22 protein-coding genes are annotated in these 21,006 nt (G+C 70.1%); 16 read left to right on the top strand and 6 right to left on the bottom strand.

Annotated features, from left to right (window positions below):
- Positions 1-171: 171 nt before the first annotated feature.
- Positions 172-636, bottom strand: a complete 465-nt coding sequence (locus OHA11_RS11015) for a DUF3093 domain-containing protein (protein WP_266494698.1) — start codon at positions 634-636, stop codon at positions 172-174.
- A 58-nt stretch (positions 637-694) separates the two neighbouring features.
- Between OHA11_RS11015 and OHA11_RS11010 the strand changes: the two genes are divergently transcribed.
- Genes OHA11_RS11010 through OHA11_RS11000 form a run of 3 tightly spaced genes read left to right on the top strand, consistent with a single transcriptional unit; the run spans position 695 to position 2,560 of the window.
- Positions 695-1,279, top strand: a complete 585-nt coding sequence (locus tag OHA11_RS11010) for a PaaI family thioesterase (RefSeq protein WP_266494697.1) — start codon at positions 695-697, stop codon at positions 1,277-1,279.
- On the top strand, positions 1,276-1,797 hold the full coding sequence (gene dut, locus OHA11_RS11005; RefSeq protein ID WP_266494691.1) for a dUTP diphosphatase: 522 nt from the start codon (positions 1,276-1,278) through the stop codon (positions 1,795-1,797). Before OHA11_RS11010 ends, dut begins: the two co-directional genes overlap by 4 nt.
- Position 1,798: 1 nt before the next feature.
- Positions 1,799-2,560, top strand: a complete 762-nt coding sequence (locus OHA11_RS11000; RefSeq protein WP_266494690.1) for a DUF3710 domain-containing protein — start codon at positions 1,799-1,801, stop codon at positions 2,558-2,560.
- A 186-nt stretch (positions 2,561-2,746) separates the two neighbouring features.
- On the opposite strand, the gene OHA11_RS10995 is transcribed toward OHA11_RS11000, so the two are convergent.
- Positions 2,747-3,313: a TetR/AcrR family transcriptional regulator gene (locus tag OHA11_RS10995; protein ID WP_266494687.1), complete on the bottom strand. Its 567-nt coding sequence runs from the start codon at positions 3,311-3,313 to the stop codon at positions 2,747-2,749.
- Positions 3,314-3,532: 219 nt separating this feature from the next.
- On the opposite strand from OHA11_RS10995, the gene OHA11_RS10990 reads away from it, so the two are divergent.
- The 7 genes from OHA11_RS10990 to OHA11_RS10960 all read left to right on the top strand — a co-directional run bounded on the left by OHA11_RS10990 (position 3,533) and on the right by OHA11_RS10960 (position 11,034).
- Positions 3,533-4,186: a hypothetical protein gene (locus OHA11_RS10990; RefSeq protein ID WP_266494685.1), complete on the top strand. Its 654-nt coding sequence runs from the start codon at positions 3,533-3,535 to the stop codon at positions 4,184-4,186.
- A gap of 141 nt (positions 4,187-4,327) precedes the next feature.
- A complete protein-coding gene (locus OHA11_RS10985; RefSeq protein ID WP_266494682.1) occupies positions 4,328-5,542 on the top strand; it encodes an alginate lyase family protein in 1,215 nt (404 codons plus the stop codon).
- Positions 5,543-5,601: 59 nt separating this feature from the next.
- Entirely contained in the window at positions 5,602-6,306 is a 705-nt protein-coding gene (locus tag OHA11_RS10980) for an ABC transporter ATP-binding protein (protein WP_266494680.1), read from the top strand.
- A gap of 210 nt (positions 6,307-6,516) precedes the next feature.
- Complete coding sequence (locus tag OHA11_RS10975) at positions 6,517-9,075, top strand: ATP-binding protein (RefSeq protein ID WP_266494677.1); 2,559 nt, start codon at positions 6,517-6,519, stop codon at positions 9,073-9,075.
- Positions 9,072-9,755 (top strand): response regulator, encoded by a 684-nt coding sequence (locus OHA11_RS10970; RefSeq protein WP_266494674.1) that lies wholly within the window; start codon positions 9,072-9,074, stop codon positions 9,753-9,755. The genes OHA11_RS10975 and OHA11_RS10970 overlap by 4 nt, the downstream gene beginning before the upstream one ends.
- Positions 9,756-9,912: 157 nt before the next feature.
- On the top strand, positions 9,913-10,311 hold the full coding sequence (locus tag OHA11_RS10965; RefSeq protein WP_142192678.1) for an OB-fold nucleic acid binding domain-containing protein: 399 nt from the start codon (positions 9,913-9,915) through the stop codon (positions 10,309-10,311).
- A 3-nt stretch (positions 10,312-10,314) separates the two neighbouring features.
- On the top strand, positions 10,315-11,034 hold the full coding sequence (locus OHA11_RS10960) for a DUF3159 domain-containing protein (RefSeq protein ID WP_266494669.1): 720 nt from the start codon (positions 10,315-10,317) through the stop codon (positions 11,032-11,034).
- Positions 11,035-11,198: 164 nt separating this feature from the next.
- Here OHA11_RS10960 and OHA11_RS10955 read toward each other — a convergent pair whose 3' ends face one another.
- Positions 11,199-11,876: a TrkA family potassium uptake protein gene (locus tag OHA11_RS10955; protein WP_266494668.1), complete on the bottom strand. Its 678-nt coding sequence runs from the start codon at positions 11,874-11,876 to the stop codon at positions 11,199-11,201.
- Positions 11,876-12,547, bottom strand: coding sequence for a TrkA family potassium uptake protein (locus tag OHA11_RS10950; protein ID WP_266494666.1), 672 nt, complete (start codon positions 12,545-12,547; stop codon positions 11,876-11,878). The genes OHA11_RS10955 and OHA11_RS10950 overlap by 1 nt, the downstream gene beginning before the upstream one ends.
- A gap of 448 nt (positions 12,548-12,995) precedes the next feature.
- Here OHA11_RS10950 and OHA11_RS10945 point away from each other — a divergent pair, with 448 nt between their 5' ends.
- The gene (locus OHA11_RS10945) at positions 12,996-15,050 is read left to right on the top strand and encodes an APC family permease (protein ID WP_266494664.1); all 2,055 of its coding nucleotides are present in this window, start codon (positions 12,996-12,998) and stop codon (positions 15,048-15,050) included.
- A gap of 202 nt (positions 15,051-15,252) precedes the next feature.
- A complete protein-coding gene (locus tag OHA11_RS10940) occupies positions 15,253-16,593 on the top strand; it encodes a class I SAM-dependent RNA methyltransferase (protein WP_266494663.1) in 1,341 nt (446 codons plus the stop codon).
- A gap of 131 nt (positions 16,594-16,724) precedes the next feature.
- Here the strand turns inward: OHA11_RS10940 and OHA11_RS10935 are convergent, their stop codons facing one another.
- The gene (locus OHA11_RS10935; RefSeq protein WP_266494660.1) at positions 16,725-16,889 is read right to left on the bottom strand and encodes a hypothetical protein; all 165 of its coding nucleotides are present in this window, start codon (positions 16,887-16,889) and stop codon (positions 16,725-16,727) included.
- A 57-nt stretch (positions 16,890-16,946) separates the two neighbouring features.
- On the opposite strand from OHA11_RS10935, the gene OHA11_RS10930 reads away from it, so the two are divergent.
- Positions 16,947-17,834, top strand: a complete 888-nt coding sequence (locus OHA11_RS10930) for a universal stress protein (protein ID WP_266494659.1) — start codon at positions 16,947-16,949, stop codon at positions 17,832-17,834.
- Between the two features lie 469 nt (positions 17,835-18,303).
- Here OHA11_RS10930 and OHA11_RS10925 read toward each other — a convergent pair whose 3' ends face one another.
- On the bottom strand, positions 18,304-18,759 hold the full coding sequence (locus OHA11_RS10925; RefSeq protein ID WP_266494656.1) for a hypothetical protein: 456 nt from the start codon (positions 18,757-18,759) through the stop codon (positions 18,304-18,306).
- A 384-nt stretch (positions 18,760-19,143) separates the two neighbouring features.
- Between OHA11_RS10925 and OHA11_RS10920 the strand changes: the two genes are divergently transcribed.
- The 3 genes from OHA11_RS10920 (at position 19,144) to OHA11_RS10910 (ending at position 20,925) form a co-directional block, all read left to right on the top strand.
- The gene (locus OHA11_RS10920; protein ID WP_266494654.1) at positions 19,144-19,323 is read left to right on the top strand and encodes a hypothetical protein; all 180 of its coding nucleotides are present in this window, start codon (positions 19,144-19,146) and stop codon (positions 19,321-19,323) included.
- A gap of 198 nt (positions 19,324-19,521) precedes the next feature.
- On the top strand, positions 19,522-19,953 hold the full coding sequence (locus OHA11_RS10915) for a hypothetical protein (protein WP_266494652.1): 432 nt from the start codon (positions 19,522-19,524) through the stop codon (positions 19,951-19,953).
- A 225-nt stretch (positions 19,954-20,178) separates the two neighbouring features.
- Entirely contained in the window at positions 20,179-20,925 is a 747-nt protein-coding gene (locus OHA11_RS10910; protein ID WP_266494651.1) for a DJ-1/PfpI family protein, read from the top strand.
- Positions 20,926-21,006 lie beyond the last annotated feature (81 nt).

Below are 21,006 nucleotides of genomic sequence, written 5' to 3'. Positions count from 1 at the left end.
CAGGCAAAGTTCTGACCCGCGGAAGGGAAAGTTTCCGTACGGGACACGAACGCGAGCGCGAGCACGGCCAAGGCTCGCCCGGAAGCCGGAAGCCGGAAGCCGGAAGCCGGAAGCCGGAAGCCGGAAGCCGGAAGCCGGAAGCCGGAAGCCGGAAGCCGGGTCCAGGCTCGTCTATGGCGTTGTCGTCCGTGCCGCTTCGAGGGCCGCTGCCAGGCGTTCCGGCTCGCGCGTCGACAGGTACAGGTACGGGGTCGGGTCCGTCGGGTCGGTGACCTCCACGCGGAGCGCCGTGGGGATGTAGGAGCGCAGGAGCATGAAGGCGCGGGTGTCGGCCTTGAACGTGCGCCAGGCGCGGGTCTCCTCGGGGTCGAGGACGTGGGCCTCGCCGAGGGCCGAGACCGGGATCTTCGCGTCGCCCGCGATCAGGGAGCCGGCCACCACGCGGATCCGCACGGAGCCGTACGAACTCGCCATCACGGCCGCGACCGCCGTGCCGCCGACGAAGCCGCCCAGCAGGGGCAGCGTGCCGAACGGCAGCAGGATCAGGGCCATCGAGAGACCCACCAGCAGGCTGATGAACCACCAGGAACGCGGAGCGGTCAGACGTTCTTCGTACGGCGAGGCGGAAAGCTGCATAAGGCCTAGCCTGCCACGGTGCGTGCGCGGCCCTGACGCGGAGGTAAGGTCTGCGCCTGTGAGTGGTACATCTTCAGCTCTGCGGCCCCCGGCCGACGCCGTGGCGCCGGTGCGGCACCCCGACGCGCCCGCCCCGGGCGAACTGCTCGGCGCGCACTACGGCCAGTGTTTCGGCTGCGGCGGCGAGCAGCCGCACGGACTGCACCTGGAGGCCCGCGCGGGCGAAGGGGTGAGCATCACCGCCGAGTTCACCGTGAAGCCCGCCCACCAGGGCGCTCCCGGTCTCGCGCACGGCGGAGTGCTCGCGAGCGCCCTCGACGAGAGCCTCGGCTCGCTGAACTGGCTGCTGCGCAGCATCGCCGTGACCGGACGGCTGGAGACCGACTTCGTACGGCCCGTGCCCGTCGGCACCGTGCTGTACCTGGAGGCCGAGGTGACGGCGGTGGCGGGGCGCAAGATCTACTCGTCCGCCACCGGACGGATCGGCGGCCCGGACGGACCCCTCGCCGTCCGCGCGGACGCCCTCTTCCTCGAAGTGAAGGTCGAGCACTTCATCGACAACGGCCGCCCGGAGGAGATCCGTGCCGCTATGGATGACCCCGACCAGGTCCGCCGTGCCCGTGCCTTCGAGGTGAACCCGTGACCCCGGCCCCGACTCCCGTGGGCGTGCTGATCAAGCGCGTCGATCCGGACGTACCGCTTCCGGAATACGCGCACCCCGGTGACGCGGGCGCGGACCTCCGGACGACGGAGAGCCACGTACTGGAACCAGGTGAGAGGGCCGTGCTGCCCACGGGTGTGTGCATCGCGCTGCCCGAGGGGTACGCGGCCTTCGTGCACCCCCGTTCCGGGCTTGCCGCTCGCTGCGGTGTCGCCCTAGTGAATGCCCCGGGGACGGTTGATGCCGGGTACCGTGGGGAGATCAAGGTGATCGTGGTGAATCTCGACCCGCGCGAGTCCGTGCGGTTCGAGCGCTTCGACCGGATTGCCCAACTGATCGTCCAGCAGGTCGAGAAGGTGCGCTTCCAGGAGGTGGCGGAGCTTCCCGACTCGGCGCGGGCCGCGGGGGGCTTCGGGTCCACCGGCGGGCATGCCGCCGTGGGCGGCACAGCGGGTGGGAATCGATACGCATCGGTCGTATCCGACCGGGAAGGACAGTGACGTGTTCGGACGTCGCAAGAAGGGCAGTGCCGCCGAGGACGCGGCGGGCGAGGCCGAGCAGGTCGTCGACAGTGTCGGCACTGAGGCGGACGGTGCGGAGCGCGAGCGCGTGAAGCTCGAGCCCGAGCCGCGCCCCGACGGTCCCTGGGACAGCACCGAGGTCCGTGATCCGGCCGAGGGCCGGGTCGACCTGGGTGGCATCTTCGTACCCGGGGTCGACGGCATGGAGCTTCGGGTGGAGGTCGCGGGTGACGCCATCGTCGCGGCGACCGTGGTGCTGAAGGACAGCGCCGTCCAGTTGCAGGCCTTCGCCGCTCCCAAGCGCGAGGGCATCTGGGGCGAGGTGCGCGAGGAGATCGCCACCGGCATCACCCAGCAGGGCGGTGTCATCGACGAGGTCGAGGGCCCGCTGGGCTGGGAGCTGCGCGCCCAGGTACCGGTGCAGCTGCCGGACGGGACGGGTGGCTTCCAGGTCGTCCGGTTCGTCGGCGTGGACGGTCCTCGCTGGTTCCTGCGCGGAGTGATCTCCGGGCAGGGCGCGGTGCAGCCGCAGGCCGCCGGTCTGCTGGAGCAGATCTTCCGGGACACCGTGGTGGTCCGCGGTGAGGGCCCGATGGCTCCGCGCGACCCGATCGTCCTGAAGCTGCCGGACGACGCGCAGATGGTCGCCGAGGGTGTCCAGCAGGAGGAGCAGGCCGGTTCCCGCTTCTCCGGCGGCATGGGGCAGTTGCAGCGCGGACCGGAGATCACCGAGGTCCGGTAGCCGCAGCCGCGTACACGGAAGTACGGCGTTGGGCCGCACTCCCCTCGGGGAGCGCGGCCCAACGCCGTTCCTGCGCGGCACGAGGCTTCGGTTCCTGCGCGGCGCCAGTCCTTGGTTCCCGCGCGGCGCGAGCTTGAGTGGCCGATCACTCGTTCCTGGTTCCTCGTCCCGCCCGGGGCCGGCTCGTCAGTGGTGTCGGATGCCCGCCGTGAGCGTGCGCGTCCAGGGGGCGTCCACTTCCTCCGCCCCCAGCGACACCACGAGATGGCAGAGCATGCCGACGGCGAAGAACTCCTGGACCTGCCGGTCGTCGCCCCCGGAGGCGCCGCGCACGTACTCCACGGTGCGCGCGTACCCCGCTCGTACGGTGTCCCGGATCGCGGGTACGGAGACCGCGGCCGCCTGGGCGTGCAGCTGGACGAGCAGGAGGTCGTTGTCGCTGATCAAGTAGGCGTAGGCGTCGCCCATCGACGAGAGCACCGCCTCCGGGGAGCTGCCCTCCGCCTGGGCCACACCCGCTTCCAGGCTCTCGCGCACCTTGGCGAAGCAGTGCTCGACGACCGCGGCGAACAGGGACTCCTTGTTCGGGAACAGCCGGTAGACGTACGCCTGGGAGATCCCGGCGGCCTTGGCCACCTCCGTGGTCGTCGTGCCGAAGTACCCCCGCGAGGCGAAGGCCCCGATGGCGGTGCGGAGGACCGACTCGCGGCGTTCGTCGGCGGTGGACAGGTGGCGGCGTCGTTCGGTCTGCATGTGAGTACTTAGCCACTTACAGTTTTCCGCCGTCAAGGCGGGGTTGATTCGTTGCGCTGAACGAGTGAAGAAGCGCCCTGGCCGGAACTTGCGGGTGGTTACGCTGCGTCACCCAGGGCAGAGCGGGCGCTGAACCGTCCATAGCGGGCGCCGAACCGTCAACTCGCGTGTACCACCGACAACTTACCGATCTTGGCAACGGAGCACGGGGGACCCGGAATGGGTACGAACTGGATCGAGAAGGCGCAGCGGCTGGGCGACGGCAGCATCGGAGGCGCGATGGACCATCCGTCGGTCCCCGGCCGAGTCGTCTGGCACACCACGGAGAGCGGCACGGGTGACGACGCGTTCCGTTCCGTGGCGGCGGATCTGATCCGCAAGTCCGCCGAGCCGCATCTGCTGTACGACCCGACCACGGACCGGCTGGGCCAGTTCGGCCCGCTGGGTTCCAGCGCCCGTGCGCTGCGGAACGACGGTTCGACGAGGACCAACCGGGTCGGGAAGGTCTGCATCCAGATCGAGGTACTCGGGCGGGCGGCCAAGCCGTTCACGGCCACCTGGAAGCCGGGGCCGAACTTCGATCTGGTGATGGCCGCGATCCGCTCCTGGCGGATCCCGGACATCTTCCCGGCGGGCCGCCTCGCGACCTCGGGCGCCGACGCGACCAACCGCCCCCGCTCGGTGTGGATGAGCAAAGGCGGTCACTACGGGCATGCGAACATCCCGGGCAACAACCACTGGGACCCGGGCAACATCGACAAGTCCGCCCTCTTCGAGGCGGCCCCGATCGGCAGGCCCGCGACGGGCGGCATGACCCACCAGGACCCGCAAGGTGCGCTCGGCGGGGAGTACGGCTTCACGGTCAAGGACTGAGCGCTGCAGTACGCGGCGCGGTCGGTTCTTTTCTTCTGCCTTTTCTCTTGACGTGAAATTGGTCCGTACCTATGGTCACCGCCAACGCCTGTGTTCATAAAGGCATTCCGTGTTCACATAAGAGAACGGATGTCCCCCGCAATGCCGAACACCCCGGTACCTCCACGTCACCGCCGCAGATCACGCCTCGCACTCCTCGCCACCGTTGCCGGCCTCCTGGCCGGAGTCCTCGCCTGGCCCGCCGCCGACCGCGCCGAGGCGGCGCCCGCCACCTTCACGCACCCCGGAGTCACCGTCTCCCGCGGCCAGTTGGACTTCGCCCGGCAGCAGGTCAACGCCGGCGCGCAGCCCTGGAAGGGCGCGTACGACCAGATGATGGCGAGCCCGTACGCCTCGCTGTCGCGCATACCCAAACCCCGCGCGGTCGTCGAGTGCGGCTCGTACTCGAACCCCAACAACGGCTGCACCGACGAGCGCGAGGACGCGATCGCCGCGTACACCCAGGCCCTCGCCTGGTACATCACGCGGGACGCGCGCTACGCGCAGAAGGCGATCCAGCTGATGGACGCCTGGTCCGCCACGATCCAGGACCACACCAACAGCAACGCCCCGCTGCAGACCGGCTGGGCGGGCTCGTCGTGGCCCAAGGCCGCCGAGATCATCAAGTACACGTACGACGGGGGCTGGGCGAACTCGGGCCGCTTCGCGACCATGCTGCGCACCGTGTACCTCCCGGAGATCATCAACGGCTCGAACTCCAACGGCAACTGGGAGCTGTCGATGATGGAGGCCTCCCTCGGCATCTCCGTCTTCCTGGAGGACAAGGCGTCGTACGACAAGGCCATGGCGAAGTTCAGGACCCGTACGGCCGCGTTCGTGTACCTGTCCTCCGACGGCGCGCTGCCGAAGACCGTGCCGAGCCAGAACCTCGACACCGCTCAGAAGATCATCAACTACTGGCAGGGGCAGTCGACCTTCGTCAACGGGCTCACCCAGGAGACCTGCCGCGACCTCACGCACACCGGATACGGCATCTCCGCGATCTCGCACGTCGCCGAGACCAGCCGCATCCAGGGCCAGGACCTGTACGGCACCGACGTCGGCGAGCGGCTGCGGCACGCGCTCGGCTTCCAGGCCAAGTACCAGCTGGGCGAGGCGCCCCCGAGCTGGCTGTGCGGCGGCTCGCTGCACCTCGGGCTCGGGCCGATCACGGAGGTCGGCCACAACGCCCTGAGCAACCGCCTCGGCCACGCCATGACCAACACCGACCGGCTGACGCAGCAGAACCGTCCGGCGGGGAGCAACAACCTCTTCGTCGCCTGGGAGACGCTCACGCACGGCGACAACCCGAGCTGAACCGTTGCCCGGCCGGGCGCCGGACGGTGATACTGGCGCCCGGTCCACGGGGGAGGGTCATGAGCCAGGTCGTCAGCCAGGTCGGCACGGACACGATGGTGCGCGTGGAGAACGTCCACCGCTCGTACGGGAGCGGCGCCACCGCCGTACACGCCCTGCGCGGCGTCTCGTTCGACATACCTCGCGGTGAACTCGTCGCCCTCAAGGGGCGGTCGGGGTCCGGCAAGACGACGCTGCTCAACCTCGTCGGCGGGCTCGACGAGGTCGACGAGGGACGGATCACCGTCGACGGGCTCGACCTCTCCGGGCTCGGGGAGAACGGGCTGCTGGAGCTGCGCCGGGACCGTATCGGCTTCGTCTTCCAGTCCTTCGGACTCATCCCGATCCTGACGGCCGCCGAGAACGTGGGAGTGCCGATGCGGCTGCGCCGGGCCGATCCCCGCGAGCGCGAGGAGCGCGTCGAGCTGCTGCTCTCCCTGGTCGGGCTGGCCGACCACGCCGCGCAGCGGCCCGGGGAGCTCTCCGGCGGCCAGCAGCAGCGCGTGGCGATCGCCCGCGCTCTCGCGAACGAGCCCGCGCTCCTCATCGCCGACGAGCCCACCGGCCAGCTCGACGCCGAGACCGGGATCGCGGTGATGGAGCTGCTGCGGGCCGTCGTCCGCAGTGAGCGGGTCACCGCGCTCGTCGCGACCCATGACGCGGCCCTCCTGGACCTGGCCGACCGGGTCCTGGAACTGAGCGACGGCGAGATCGTGGAGCACTGAGGCCAGAAGCGCAGAGGCCCGGAAGCACAGAGGCCCGGAAGCACAGGGGCCCGGAAGCACAGGGGCCCGCTGAGGCGGGTAGGGCGCTGTCCCGACGCGTCAGGGTTCTGTCAAAGACGCCCCGCACCCCGCCCCGTACCCCATTCGCCCGGATTGCTGGCCGTAAGGTCGACGCAGCGTACGCAGTGCGTTTGGGAAGACAATGGGGCCATGGGACGCGGCAAGCTTCGGATCCATCTCGGTGCGGCACCGGGCGTCGGGAAGACGTACGCGATGCTGTCCGAGGCGCATCGCCGTGTCGAGCGGGGTACGGACTGCGTGGTGGCCTTCGTCGAGCACTACGACCGGCCGCGCACCGAGGTGATGCTGCACGGTCTGGAGCAGATCCCGCGCCAGGAGCTGGCCTACCGGGGCACCGTCTTCACCGAGATGGACGTCGACGCCGTACTGGAGCGCGCCCCGGCCGTCGCCCTGGTGGACGAACTGGCCCACACGAATATCCCCGGCTCACGGAACATCAAGCGCTGGCAGGACGTCGAGGAACTCCTCGCCGCCGGAATCGACGTGGTCTCGACGGTCAACATCCAGCACCTGGAGTCCCTCGGTGACGTCGTCGAGTCGATAACCGGTGTGCGGCAACAGGAGACCGTCCCGGACGAGGTCGTACGGCGGGCCGACCAGATCGAGCTGGTCGACATGTCGCCACAGGCGCTGCGGCGCCGGATGGCGCACGGCAACATCTACAAGCCCGACAAGGTCGACGCGGCCCTGTCCAACTACTTCCGCCCCGGCAACCTCACCGCCCTGCGCGAACTGGCCCTCCTCTGGGTCGCCGACCGTGTCGACGCATACCTCCAGCAGTACCGCGGCGAGCACGGCATCCGCTCCACCTGGCAGGCCCGCGAACGCATCGTCGTGGGACTGACCGGCGGACCCGAGGGCCGTACGCTGATCCGCCGCGCGGCACGGCTGGCGGAGAAGGGCGCGGGCGGCGAGGTGCTCGCCGTCTACATCTCCCGCAGCGACGGCCTGACCGCCGCCTCGCCCAAGGAGCTCGCCGTCCAGCGCACCCTCGCCGAAGACCTGGGCGGCACCTTCCACCACGTCATCGGCGACGACATCCCGTCCGCGCTGCTGGAGTTCGCACGCGGCGTCAACGCCTCCCAGATCGTCCTGGGCTCCTCGCGGCGCAAGGCCTGGCAGTACGTGTTCGGCCCCGGCGTCGGCGCCACGGTCGCCCGGGAGTCGGGGCCCGACCTGGACGTACACATCGTCACGCACGACAAGGCCGGCAAGGGGCGCGGACTGCCGGTCGCCCGGGGAGCGCGGCTCGGCCGGTCCCGGATCATCGCGGGCTGGCTGGTCGGCATCGTCGGCCCGGCCCTCCTCGCGCTGCTGCTGACCCACGGCGACACGGACCTCGGGCTCGCCAACGACATGCTGCTCTTCCTGGCTCTGGTCGTCGCGGCGGCGCTGCTCGGCGGGCTGCTCCCGGCGCTCGCCTCGGCGGCCTTCGGCTCGCTGCTGCTGAACTACTACTTCACCCTGCCGCTGCACCGGCTGACCATCGCCGACCCCAGGAACGTCGTCGCCATCGTGATCTTCGTGGGTGTCGCGGTGGCCGTCGCCTCCGTCGTGGACCTGGCGGCCCGCCGCACCCACCAGGCGGCCCGGCTGCGTGCCGAGTCCGAGATCCTCTCCTTCCTGGCAGGCAGCGTCCTGCGCGGCGAGACCAGCCTGGACGCCCTGCTGGAGCGGGTCCGCGAGACCTTCGGCATGGAGTCGGCCGCCCTGCTGGAGCGCAAGAGCGACGTCGACCCGTGGACCTGCGCGGGCAGCGTCGGCCCGCACCCGCCGACGCTCCCCGACGACGCGGACGTGGACGTGCCGGTCGGCGACCACACCGCCCTCGCCCTCTCCGGCCGGGTCCTGCCCGCCGAGGACCGCCGGGTGCTCGCCGCCTTCGCCGCCCAGGCCGTCGTCGTGCTGGACCGCAAGCGCCTCCAGGAGGAGGCCGAGCGGGCCCGCGCACTCGCCGAGGGCAACCGCATCCGTACGGCGCTGCTGGCCGCCGTCAGCCATGACCTGCGCACCCCGCTGGCCGCGATCAAGGCCGCCGTGTCGTCCCTCAGGTCCGACGACGTGGCCTGGTCCGAGGAGGACGAGGCCGAGCTCCTGGAAGGCATCGAGGCGGGCGCCGACCGGCTCGACCACCTGGTCGGCAACCTCCTGGACATGTCCCGACTGCAGACCGGCACGGTCACGCCGCTGATCCGCGAGATCGACCTCGACGAGGTCGTGCCGATGGCGCTGGGCGGCGTACCGGAGAACAGCGTCGAGCTGGAGATCCCCGAGACCCTGCCCATGGTCGCCGTCGACCCGGGCCTCCTGGAGCGCTCCGTCGCCAACATCGTCGAGAACGCCGTCAAGTACGGCCCCGCCGACGAGCGGGTCCTCGTCTCCGCCAGCGCGCTCGGCGACCGCGTGGAGGTCCGGGTCGTGGACCGTGGCCGCGGCGTCCCGGACGAGGCGAAGGACCGTATCTTCGCGCCCTTCCAGCGCTACGGGGACGTCCCGCGCGGCGCCGGTGTCGGCCTCGGCCTCGCGGTCGCCCGCGGCTTCGCCGAGGCCATGGGCGGCACCCTCGACGCCGAGGACACTCCAGGCGGCGGCCTCACCATGGTTCTCACCCTCAGAGCGGGCCCGGCCCACCCGGCACCACTCGCGGCCGTCTCCGAACTCGTACAACCGGAAAGGCAGGCTTCATGACCCGCGTCCTCGTGGTCGACGACGAGCCGCAGATCACCCGAGCCCTCGTGATCAACCTCAAGGCACGCAAGTACGAGGTCGACGCGGCCCCCGACGGCGCCACCGCGCTCCAGCTCGCGGCCGCCCGGCACCCCGATGTCGTCGTGCTCGACCTGGGTCTGCCCGACATGGACGGCGTCGAGGTGATCAAGGGGCTGCGCGGCTGGACCCGCGTGCCGATCCTGGTGCTGTCCGCCCGGCACACCTCCGACGAGAAGGTCGAGGCCCTCGACGCGGGCGCCGACGACTACGTGACCAAGCCCTTCGGCATGGACGAGCTGCTCGCCCGCCTGAGGGCCGCCGTCCGCCGTGCCGAGCCCACCGGGGGCGGCGAGGACGACGTGATCGTCGAGACCGAGGACTTCACCGTCGACCTGGCCGCCAAGAAGGTCAACCGGGACGGCCGAGACGTGCGCCTCACCCCGACCGAGTGGCACCTCCTGGAGGTGCTGGTCCGCAACACCGGCCGCCTGGTCGGCCAGAAACAGCTGCTCCAGGAGGTCTGGGGCCCCTCCTACGGCACGGAGACGAACTATCTGCGGGTCTACATGGCCCAGCTCCGCCGGAAACTGGAGTCGGATCCTTCGCATCCCCGGCACTTCATTACGGAGCCGGGGATGGGGTATCGGTTCGAGAGGTGAGCCGCGAGTCCGACAGGTGTGTCCGGGCACGCGAGCGGTGGCTTCGGGCGTGCGAGCGATGGCTTCAGGCGTGCGAGCGATGGCTTCGGGCGTGTGTGTTCGAGTGCCGGGTCGTGCGGGTACGTACGTGTCAGCGCTCCCCGGTACGCTTTCAGGCATGAGTGCTGTGCCTCGTTCCGAAAAGCCGGCGGGCCGGTTCCGGCGGATGCTCGACCGGCTCTCCTCGTCCCAGGAGGACCTGGAGTCGGAGGAGCTGCGCGAGGACGCCGAGACCGCGGGCTGTACGCGCATCGGTGACTGCCGCGACCGACAGGTGGTCACGGTTACTGGTACCTTGCGCACGGTCACGCTGCGCCCGAGGGCCGGTGTCCCGGCCCTGGAGGCCGAGCTGTTCGACGGTTCGGCCGCACTGGACGTGGTGTGGCTCGGCAGGCGCTCCATAGTGGGGATAGAACCGGGGCGCAAGCTGATCGCATCGGGCCGGATCTCGATGAGCCGGGGCCGCCGGGTGCTGTTCAATCCCAAATACGAACTCAGACCCCTCGGACGGGAGTAGCCGGTGACGTCGCTCGACAAGCCGACCGAAGACGCCCAGCGGGATTCGCGGGCAGTGACCGAGGCCGCGCTCTTCGAGGCGTTCGGCGGTCTGCGGGGCATGATCGAGACGGTCCTGCCGGGCCTGCTCTTCGTCACGATCTACACGATCAACAAGGACCTGCACTCGGCGGCCATCGCGGCCCTCGGTGTGTCGATCCTGCTCGTCGTGGTCCGCCTCGTCATGAAGGACACCGTCAAGCACGCCTTCAGCGGTGTCTTCGGTGTCGCCTTCGGCGTGGTCTTCGCGATGATGACGGGCAACGCGAAGGACTTCTATCTGCCCGGCATGCTCTACACGCTCGGACTCGCCCTCGCGTACATCATCACGACCCTCGCCGGGGTGCCGCTGATCGGGCTGATTCTCGGGCCGGTCTTCAAGGAGAACCTCTCCTGGCGCACGCGCAACCCCGGCCGCAAGAAGGCGTACGCGAAGGCCAGTTGGGCCTGGGGGCTCATTCTGCTCGCCAAGTGCGCGATTCTGTTTCCGCTGTACTGGTGGGCCGACACGACTCAGCTCGGCTGGGTCCTGATCGCTCTGAAGATCCCGCCCTTCCTGCTCGCGGTGTGGCTGACCTGGGTCTTCCTGGCGAAGGCGCCGCCGCCGATCGATGTCTTCGCGGAGATGGAGGCGGAGGAGCGCGCGGAGAAGGAGCGGGAAGCTGCCGCTCGGTCTGCGGATTAGGCACGGGCCTGCCGATTAGGCACCCGGTGCCTGTGTGGGCCGCTGGGGGCTACCGCCCCCAGACCCCCGCTATCGGCCTGAACGGCCTCGTCCTCAAACGCCGGACGGGCTGAAGGGGGGCGCCCGGAGATTTCCGGGCGCCCCCCTTCACGTATGTCCGGTCGTCAGCCCGTCGCGTCCTGGCGGCGTACCGACAACAGGTCCTCCAACTGTTCCTCGCGGGCCTGAGCCGCCACGAACAGGAGTTCGTCGCCCGCTTCCAGGGAGTCCTCGTGGGTGGGGGTGAGGACGCGCGTGCCGCGGATGATGGTGACGAGGGACGTGTCCTCGGGCCACGCCACTTCGCCGACCTGGGTGCCGGCGAGGGCGGACTCCGGGGGCAGGGTCAGTTCGACGAGGTTGGCGTCGCCGTGGCTGAAGCGCAGCAGGCGGACCAGATCGCCGACGCTCACCGCCTCCTCGACCAGGGCCGACATCAGACGCGGGGTCGAGACGGCCACGTCCACGCCCCACGCCTCGGTGAACAGCCATTCGTTCTTCGGGTTGTTGACGCGGGCCACGACCCGCGGAACCCCGTACTCCGTCTTGGCGAGGAGCGAGACGACCAGGTTCACCTTGTCGTCGCCCGTCGCCGCGATGACCACGTTGCACCGTTGCAGCGCGGCCTCGTCCAGGGAAGTGATCTCGCAGGCGTCGGCGAGCAGCCACTCCGCCTGCGGGACGCGCTCCACCGAGATGGCGGTCGGCGCCTTGTCGATCAGCAGGATCTCGTGCCCGTTCTCCAGGAGCTCGCCCGCGATCGAGCGGCCCACCGCGCCGGCACCGGCAATGGCGACCCTCATCAGTGACCGCCTTCCTCTTCAGGGCCCTCGGCGAACGACGCCTCGACCTTCTCGACGTCGTCCGTACGCATCATCACGTGCACCAGGTCGCCCTCCTGCAGCACCGTCTGGGAGGTGGGCAGGACCGCCTCGCCCAGCCGGGTGAGGAAGGCCACGCGTACGCCGGTCTCCTCCTGGAGCCGGCTGATCCGCTGGCCGACCCACGTCGTGGACGCGTGCACCTCGGCGAGCTGCACCCCGCCGGTGGGGTCGCGCCACAGCGGCTCGGCGCCCGACGGCAGCAGCCGGCGCAGCATCTGATCGGCGGTCCAGCGCACGGTGGCGACCGTCGGGATGCCCAGCCGCTGGTAGACCTCGGCGCGGCGCGGGTCGTAGATACGCGCCGCGACGTTCTCGATGCCGAACATCTCGCGGGCCACCCGGGCGGCGATGATGTTCGAGTTGTCACCGCTGGACACGGCGGCGAAGGCGCCGGCGTCCTCGATGCCCGCCTCGCGCAGGGTGTCCTGGTCGTAGCCGACGCCGGTGACACGACGGCCGCCGAACCCGGAGCCCAGTCGTCGGAAGGCGGTGGGGTCCTGGTCGATCACGGCGACCGTATGCCCCTGTTGCTCCAGGGTCTGGGCAAGAGCGGAACCCACTCTCCCGCAACCCATGATGACGATGTGCACGACCGTCCTTCCGGTGTGAAAAGTTACTGCTCAGGCTGAAACAGGGTCTCAGACCGACGCCCAAGCTACACACGCGCGGTCCGCCGGGGGCACCCCCGTGCACGTTCGCCCGCAGGTTCCCGACGATCAACGGCGGCTGATGCTGCGCACGCTGAGGAGGGTGAGGATCCCCAGACCTACGAGTCCGGCGGCGGCGCCGATGAGTTCCGCGGTGGCATGCATGGAACCTCCGTGAAGGGGGAGAGGGCGGCAAAGTTCTGGCTTTTTTCATATAGGCATGCAGGTTTGCCCGGCCGTGGAATCCTCCGCCGGGCCCGTACGGGATTTCACTCGTAGGGCAGATGAAGGCGGACGAAGGCAGACGAAGGACGGGCGTTCTGTCCTTTGAACGACACCGAGGGTGGGGGAGGGTGGGCGTGGCCGTGTTCGACCGCTTACGATCCTCTGCGTGTCCAAACTGACCGACGTGCCCAAACGGATCTTGATCGGGCGCGCACTGCGCAGTGACCGGCTGGGAGAGACGCTCCTGCCGAAGCGCATCGCACTCCCCGTCTTCGCTTCCGACCCGCTCTCCTCCGTGGCGTACGCCCCCGGAGAAGTGCTGCTCGTCCTTTCCATCGCGGGCGTGTCGGCCTACCACTTCAGCCCCTGGATCGCGGTCGCGGTCGTCGTGCTGATGTTCACCGTCGTGGCCTCGTACCGGCAGAACGTGCACGCCTACCCCAGCGGCGGTGGCGACTACGAGGTGGCCAACACCAACCTCGGCCCCAAGGCCGGCCTCACCGTCGCCAGCGCGCTGCTCGTCGACTACGTCCTGACCGTCGCGGTGTCGATCGCGTCCGGCATCGAGAACCTCGGCTCGGCCATCCCGTTCGTCGTCGAGCACAAGGTGCCCTGCGCGGTCGCCGTGATCGTGCTGCTCACGCTGATGAACCTGCGCGGGGTCAAGGAGTCCGGGAAGCTCTTCGCGATCCCGACGTACGTCTTCGTGGTGGGCGTCTTCCTGATGATCGCGTGGGGTGCCTTCCGTGGGTTCGTCCTCGACGACACCATGAAGGCGCCGACCGCCGACTTCGAGATCAAGGCCGAGCACCAGGGACTCGCGGGCTTCGCCCTCGTCTTCCTGCTGCTGCGGGCCTTCTCCTCCGGCTGTGCCGCGCTCACCGGCGTCGAGGCGATCTCCAACGGCGTCCCCGCCTTCCGCAAGCCCAAGTCCAAGAACGCGGCGACCACCCTCGCCGCCATGGGCCTGCTCGCCGTCACCATGTTCTGCGGCATCATCGGCCTGGCCATGGCGACCGACGTGCGCATGGCCGAGTACCCGGCCCAAGACCTGCTGCAGAACGGCGTCGCCGTCGGCGCCGACTACGTCCAGAACCCGGTGATCTCCCAGGTCGCCGAGGCCGTGTTCGGCGACGGCAGCTTCCTGTTCATCGTGCTCGCCGCGGCCACCGCCCTCGTGCTCTTCCTGGCCGCGAACACCGCGTACAACGGCTTCCCGCTGCTCGGTTCGATCCTCGCGCAGGACCGCTACCTGCCGCGCCAGCTGCACACCCGCGGCGACCGGCTCGCCTTCTCGAACGGCATCGTGCTGCTCGCGGGCGCGGCGATCATGCTGGTCTGGATCTACGGCGCCGACTCGACCCGCCTCATCCAGCTCTACATCGTCGGCGTGTTCGTGTCCTTCACGCTGAGCCAGACCGGCATGGTCCGGCACTGGAACCGTCACCTGGCCACCGAAAAGGACCAGGCCAAGCGCCGCCACATGATCCGCTCCCGGGCGATCAACGCGTTCGGCGCCTTCTTCACGGGCCTGGTGCTGGTCGTCGTCCTCGTCACCAAGTTCACGCACGGCGCCTGGGTCGCACTGCTCGGCATGGTGATCTTCTACGCGACGATGTCCGCGATCCGGAAGCACTACGACCGCGTCACCGAGGAGATCGCCGCGCCCGAGGGCCCCTCCGACGACAGCGTGCGCCCCTCCCGCGTCCACTCCGTCGTACTGATCTCGAAGATCCACCGGCCGACGCTGCGGGCCCTCGCGTACGCCAAGCTGATGCGCTCCGACAGCCTGGAGGCGCTCAGCGTCAACGTCGACCCGGCCGAGACGAAGGCCCTGCGCGAGGAGTGGGAGCGGCGCGGCATCACCGTGCCGCTGAAGGTCCTCGACTCCCCGTACCGCGAGATCACCCGGCCGGTCATCGAGTACGTGAAGGGGCTGCGGCAGGAGTCCCCGCGCGACGTCGTGTCGGTGATCATCCCCGAGTACGTCGTCGGCCACTGGTACGAGCACCTGCTGCACAACCAGAGCGCGCTGCGGCTCAAGGGGCGCCTGCTGTTCACGCCGGGCGTGATGGTGACGTCGGTGCCGTATCAGCTGGAGTCCTCCGAGGTGGCCAAGAAGCGGGCCCGCAAGCGGCAGGAGTGGAACGCGCCGGGTTCCGTGCGGCGTGGACCGGCAGAGGACCGGCCGAAGGAACCGTCGTCTCCGACTAAGAGCTGAGGGGCTGAGGGGCTGAGAGGCCCAGGGGTTTGGAAGGCGGGGGGCCGAGGGGCTGAGAGGCCGACGGCTCAAGGGTCGGGGGCGCGATCGGCCCTCGGACCGACGGGCCCGCGGGCTCGTGGTGAGCGGTCGGGTGGCGTCCACGTAGACTGGTGGGCTGTTGTCCGGCCGTTCCCCCTTTCGCATCTGGAGTCACCCCGCCATGCAGGCAGAACCGAAGAAATCGCCGGCGGGGTCGCTCGTGGGTCAGGAGTACGAGGTCGAGATCGGCCCCGTCGCGCACGGCGGGCACTGCGTCGCCCGTACCGAGGCCGGTCAGGTCCTCTTCGTACGGCACGCGCTGCCCGGTGAGCGGGTCGTCGCACGGGTGACGGAGGGCGAGGAGGACTCGCGCTTCCTGCGCGCGGACGCGGTGACGGTCCTGGAGGCGTCCAAGGACCGCGTCGAGGCGCCCTGCCCGTACGCGGGTCCCGGCCGCTGCGGTGGCTGCGACTGGCAGCACGCCAAGCCGGGTGCGCAGCGGCGCCTCAAGGGCGAGGTCATCGCCGAGCAGCTCCAGCGGCTCGCGGGCCTCACCCCGGAGGAGGCCGGCTGGGACGGCACGGTGATGCCGGCCGAGGGCGACAAGCTGCCCGCCGGTGAGGTGCCCGCGTGGCGTACGCGCGTGCAGTACGCGGTCGACGAGGACGGCAACGCCGGTCTGCGCCGCCACCGTTCGCACGAGATCGAGCCCATCGAGCACTGCATGATCGCCGCGCCCGGGATCTCCGAGCTGGGCATCGAGGAGCGCGACTGGTCCGGCATGGAGTCGGTCGAGGCGATCGCGGCGACCGGTTCGCAGGACCGGATGGTGATCCTCGAACCGCGGCCCGGCGCCCGCCTGCCCCTTGTCGAACTCGACAAGCCCGTCTCCGTCATGCGCGTCGAGGAGCACGACGGCGGAATCCACCGCGTCCACGGCCGCGCCTTCGTGCGCGAACGCGCCGACGACCGTACGTACCGGGTCGGCAGCGGCGGCTTCTGGCAGGTCCACCCGAAGTCGGCCGACACGCTCGTCAAGGCCGTCATGCAGGGCCTGCTCCCGCGCAAGGGCGACATGGCCCTCGACCTCTACTGCGGCGTCGGCCTCTTCGCGGGCGCCCTCGCCGACCGCATCGGCGACAAGGGCGCGGTCCTCGGCATCGAGTCCGGCAAGCGCGCGGTGGAGGACGCCAAGCACAACCTCGCCGCGTTCGACCGCGTCCGCATCGAACAGGGCAAGGTCGAGGCGGTCCTCCCGCGCACCGGCATCACCGAGGTAGACCTCATCGTCCTCGACCCGCCCCGCGCCGGCGCCGGCAAGAAGACGGTCCAGCACCTGGCGTCACTCGGAGCCCGCAAGATCGCGTACGTGGCCTGCGACCCGGCGGCGCTGGCACGGGACTTGGGGTACTTCCGGGACGGGGGGTATCGGGTGCGGACGTTGCGGGCGTTTGATTTGTTTCCCATGACGCATCATGTGGAGTGCGTGGCGATTCTTGAGCCGGTGGCGAAGGGCTCCTGACCTGGCGAGTGGGCCCAGCAGGTGGGTCTGGGACCTGACCACGGGACATCGGCGCGGCGATCATCTCACCAGTCACCCCTCGATTGTGACCGGAGTCGCGGTGGCCGAACTGGAGGGCCGCCCGGTTGCTGTCACCAGCAGCGCGGATAGGGGGCCGCGTCCCGGATGAGCCCGTCGTGGTTCCACCACCGGGACTGCGTCAAGGGGTCGGGCAGCCCTGGTGAACGAACCGGCCCGGTGATGACGCCGACGCTGTCCGGCTGCTCGATGCCTCCCTGCCGGTGCACGAGACGCATCGGCCTGGCGGAGGGAGACTAAGAGGGCATCTCGGCGCTCTGAAGGCGGTGGGAACCATGGCGCTACCCCTGGTTGTGGGTGTCGATGGCTCGGAGTCCAGCCTCCGCGCCGTCGACTGGGCTGTGGACGAGGCGGTCCGCCACGGGGTGCCGCTGCGGGTCGTCCACGCCTCGCTCTGGGAGCGGTACGAGGGCGCGTCCCTGGCGGACACACCCGGGGTTGTCTCGGATGCGGTGACCGGACATGATCTCGTGGAGAGCGTCGTGGCGGGAGCAGCCCGTCGTGCCGGGCTGCGCGCGCCGATGCTGGAGATCAGCACGGGCGTGGTACCGGAGGATCCCGTGTCGGCGCTGCTGCGCGAGGCACTGCGCGCCAGCGCCGTCGTGACCGGTGTACGAGGCCGGGGCCCGATCAGGGAACTCCTGCTGGGCTCGGTCAGTCTCGCCCTCGCTGCCCGGGCTCCCTGCCCGGTCGTCGTCGTACGCGGCCGGGCGCAGAACAGACAATCCGCCGTCGGCCGTATCGTTCTGGGTGTCGGAACCGGTGCCACAGCGCCGGCAGCGGTCCGGTACGCCTTCCGGGAGGCCGCGGTACGCGGGTGGGAGGTCGAGGCCGTACGGGCCTGGCGTCGCCCGGCGCACCGGACGGCGCCGCACCCGCTGCTGACCGGGGAGCCCGCCCATGCCGAGGAGGACAGTGCCGAGGCTCTGCTCGACGAGGCGTTGGACGGCCTCGCCAAGGAGTATCCCGGCGTGATCGTGCACCGTGCGCTGGTTGAGGGCTCCGCACGCCATGCGCTGGTGGCCCGGTCGAAGACGGGCGATCTCCTGGTCATCGGGGCCCGTCGGCCTCGCGGCCACCTCGGACCTCAGCTCGGCCTGGTGGGACACACGGTGCTGCACCACTCCGACTGCCCGGTGGCGGTGGTTCCGCAACAGGAGTGACATGGTGGTCCGACCGTGGCCGTCACCAGGCGGGCCCGAGTCACTCGGTGAATCCCGCGTAGCGCCGGCCGCCCCGCTGGCTCCGGCCATGCCCCCGTGGGGCGTGTCCGGGCCCGCACGATCTGCGGCGCGTGCGGGCCGGTTGCCGCGTGGCGGGTCGCCATGGGCCACACATCACGCCTTGTGTTCGGATGCGGGCGTCGCGCACTCATGACGTGGACGTACCGCTCGCAGGCGAGTGGGCCCAGGCGGGCAGTGCCGACCATGGAAGCACGCCTGGTCAGCGCCCCTTCGCTGTGGCAACCCTGCCAGGCCGAGGTGTGGATCAGTGAATCCGAGCGGGACAGCGCAGCCGTCGTCGTCGGCGGATTGCTGCCCGAAGACGCCCGATCCAGTGGTGGCGGAGGCCGCCTGGGCGGAGAAAACGGTCTCGCCTGCAAGCGGCGCCGCACAACGGTCCACTCGCCCGCTATGGCCCGTACGTGTGAGGTGCAAGACGTCGCGGGGCAGAGTTCTCCGCGGGTACGGGAAGCGGCTGCCGCCAGGGCGTGGATGTGTCGATCTTCGGTGCGGTTCGGCCGAGCCATTGAGCTGTGGCCTGCGCCTCGGCACGGGTGGGAACGGAGACGGCAAGGAGGCGGAAAGGAGCGGAGGGCCGGAGCTCGACGCACACGAGGGGTCTGCCGGACCGTATGGCCACGAAGTCCGTCCCGGCGTGGTGGCTGCGCGTGCCGATGCACAGGGTCCCGGGAATCGAGATGCCGCGCTGCGGGGCTCCACGCAGGGCACGCCACCAGTCGGGTTCGACCGTCACCCGGCACACCGCCGTCAGCGGCACGCGCAGGTCGCCGCCGCGCGCGGCTGCCTTTTCCCGCCACGTCAGGTGCACGACCAGGTCATCACCGTCGACGAACATCCGTGCCATCGCTCCGCTCCTCCCTCCCATCCTCGTTCAGGAGGCGGCTGGATGTCGCGCTGGCCTTGTCTCCCTCGGCCCGCAAGGCTGAGGGCTGGACGCGGCTGGTCGGACCATCCGACGAGCAGGCCTTTCGGCCTTTGCGGCAGCGGCCGCGAGAACCCGCCCAGCCAGGCAGTCGGCGCCGCTGCAGGGCACTGGCCCAGGTTTCCTGTTCGTCGGCGCTGACGGTGTAGGTGCGTGGCGCGGCCAGCATGGGCGTAGTCCGGGGCGGCAGAAGGCGTCGTAGCGTCCGATGATGACGGTGGGCAGTAGTGCCCCGTTTCTCGAGTGTCTCTCGCCGTGTCACGGCCGAAGGTGGAGCATGGGGTTAACAAGCGAAGGAGGCCCGTCATGAAATCCGGAGCCTCGGATTACGACCGCTGGCTGTACGCGCGTACCCCGTCGCAGGCCGAGGGGGAGCGCAACGAGCCGGACGAGCGCAGCGCCATGGAACAGCACCCGGACGTGCCCAGGACCGAACCATCTCAAGCGGAGGGCGAGCGTACGGACGACGTCCCGATGCGACAGTGAGCCCGTTTCATCCTGAAGTGGTTGGTCAGGGGTCTGGAGTGGTGATGGCTGGGTGTACTCGTGCTGGCAGAGCGGCATGATCGCCGGGCTTGATCATCTGTTATGGGTCCGTGGGCGGATGTCTGTTCTTCCTGCCCGCTTGGTTCGGGTGCGCCTACGATCCGTAGCGCTGGCGTCACGCGAGCGGCAGGGGGACCGGTGGACCCGATACTGGAGCGGATCGGTGCACGCCGCGCCTACCTCGCCGACCAGGTCGAACTGCTGGGCAAGCAGCTGACGGACGCCGAGGCCGAGCTGGCCCGCGTCGTCTCGGCGGAGCAGGTCGTGGGGCAGTTGCCCGCCGAGGACGAGGCGGCCGGGGAGGAGAATCCGGCCATGGTCGGCGGCGCGGAGCCGGGACGGGTGCTGCCCTACCGCAAGGACGCGGCCGGACTTGGGGATCTGTCGGCCGATTACCAGCGGGTGCCGGCGGAGGTGGCAGAGGCGGGCGCCCCCGTGCGGTGCAAACAGCTGTGCGAACCGCTCATCAAGTCGTCGCGGATGCGCCGTGCGACACCGGAGCATCGCCCGGCAGGATCCGGGGACACGACGCGCGGACGCTCCCGATGCCCGTGCTGCTGGAGGCCATGAACGCCCGGGTGACGGAGGAGTACGCCGACGTCGGCGACCGTGTGACGCCTGCCGCGTTCCCTCAAGTTCCGCCGCAGCAAAGGAAATTGGCCCGAAGATGCGGGAACTCGAACCCGCCGGCGACCGACTACTGGTTCGACAGTGCACCTCGAAACCCGCTGACCGCCACGTGAGGTTGTCGGCCGGTCGGGGCACAAAACTTCGGACGAAGGTGGTTCGGCACGCGTGAGAAGAAGAAGTCTGTTGCAGTCCTCGGCGGCGGCGGTCGGTGCCCTCTCGACGACCCCGCTCGCAGCCGGTGCAGCCCACGCGGTAGCCCACGCGGCAGCCCCCGGGCGCGCTCGCGGCGACAGCGGTGAAGCACTGCGCGTCCACATCGTCACCTTCGACGGAGTGGAAGAGCTGGATGTCTTCGGCCCGTTCGAGGTCTTCTCCCTGGCCGCCCGGGCCCATCCGGTGACGGTGAAGCTGGTGACCGGCGGGGAGGCGGCCGAGGTGACCTACAGCTTCGGCACGAAGGTGGCAGCAGAGGCCTGGGCCCCGCACGACGCCGATCTGGTCGTCGTACCCGGCGGTGGCTTCAGCCGGCGCGACGGCCCCGGCGTCTGGGCGGAGATCGGCAAAGGAGAGCTGCCGTCCGCGCTGCGCGCGGCGCATGAAGCCGGAGTGACGATCCTCGGCATCTGCACGGGAGTGATCGTGCTGTCCGCCGCCGGTCTGACTACGGGCCGTACATGCACCACGCACCACCTGGCCAGGAGCTACCTCAGCCAGCAGGGAGCCCGGGTCGTGGATCAGAGAGTTGTCGACGACGGTGACCTGGTGACAGCCGGAGGAGTCTCCTCCGGCATCGACGGCGCCCTGTGGCTGGTGGAACGCGAGTTGGGAAGCGCTGCCGCCACTCACGCGGAGTCGATCCTGGAGTTCGAGCGCCGAGGAACGGTGCTCCGGACGCCGGCCACCTCCCCGTGAGCACCGGGCCGTGACCCATCATCCCCGGCCCCGGCCGGGGGACTCCGGAGAACCGCACCGTCAGACCGAGTATGCGGTGGT

Source organism: Streptomyces sp. NBC_00878 (genome assembly GCF_026341515.1).
Taxonomy (GTDB): Bacteria; Actinomycetota; Actinomycetes; order Streptomycetales; family Streptomycetaceae; genus Streptomyces.
Note: the sequence above shows the minus strand (reverse complement) of the source record. Positions and strands in the feature narration are given on the sequence as shown.

What these genes read in the sequence shown, in the direction of transcription:
- OHA11_RS10975 (WP_266494677.1), top strand. Translation starts at nt 6,517, where the DNA reads ATGGGACGCGGCAAGCTTCGGATCCATCTCGGTGCGGCACCGGGCGTC.
- OHA11_RS10965 (WP_142192678.1), top strand. Translation starts at nt 9,913, where the DNA reads ATGAGTGCTGTGCCTCGTTCCGAAAAGCCGGCGGGCCGGTTCCGGCGG.
- OHA11_RS11015 (WP_266494698.1), bottom strand. Translation starts at nt 636, where the DNA reads ATGCAGCTTTCCGCCTCGCCGTACGAAGAACGTCTGACCGCTCCGCGT.
- OHA11_RS10995 (WP_266494687.1), bottom strand. Translation starts at nt 3,313, where the DNA reads ATGCAGACCGAACGACGCCGCCACCTGTCCACCGCCGACGAACGCCGC.
- OHA11_RS10985 (WP_266494682.1), top strand. Translation starts at nt 4,328, where the DNA reads ATGCCGAACACCCCGGTACCTCCACGTCACCGCCGCAGATCACGCCTC.
- OHA11_RS10980 (WP_266494680.1), top strand. Translation starts at nt 5,602, where the DNA reads ATGAGCCAGGTCGTCAGCCAGGTCGGCACGGACACGATGGTGCGCGTG.
- OHA11_RS10940 (WP_266494663.1), top strand. Translation starts at nt 15,253, where the DNA reads ATGCAGGCAGAACCGAAGAAATCGCCGGCGGGGTCGCTCGTGGGTCAG.
- OHA11_RS10970 (WP_266494674.1), top strand. Translation starts at nt 9,072, where the DNA reads ATGACCCGCGTCCTCGTGGTCGACGACGAGCCGCAGATCACCCGAGCC.
- OHA11_RS10955 (WP_266494668.1), bottom strand. Translation starts at nt 11,876, where the DNA reads ATGAGGGTCGCCATTGCCGGTGCCGGCGCGGTGGGCCGCTCGATCGCG.
- OHA11_RS10935 (WP_266494660.1), bottom strand. Translation starts at nt 16,889, where the DNA reads ATGCGTCTCGTGCACCGGCAGGGAGGCATCGAGCAGCCGGACAGCGTC.
- OHA11_RS10930 (WP_266494659.1), top strand. Translation starts at nt 16,947, where the DNA reads ATGGCGCTACCCCTGGTTGTGGGTGTCGATGGCTCGGAGTCCAGCCTC.
- OHA11_RS10925 (WP_266494656.1), bottom strand. Translation starts at nt 18,759, where the DNA reads ATGGCACGGATGTTCGTCGACGGTGATGACCTGGTCGTGCACCTGACG.
- OHA11_RS10990 (WP_266494685.1), top strand. Translation starts at nt 3,533, where the DNA reads ATGGGTACGAACTGGATCGAGAAGGCGCAGCGGCTGGGCGACGGCAGC.
- OHA11_RS10920 (WP_266494654.1), top strand. Translation starts at nt 19,144, where the DNA reads ATGAAATCCGGAGCCTCGGATTACGACCGCTGGCTGTACGCGCGTACC.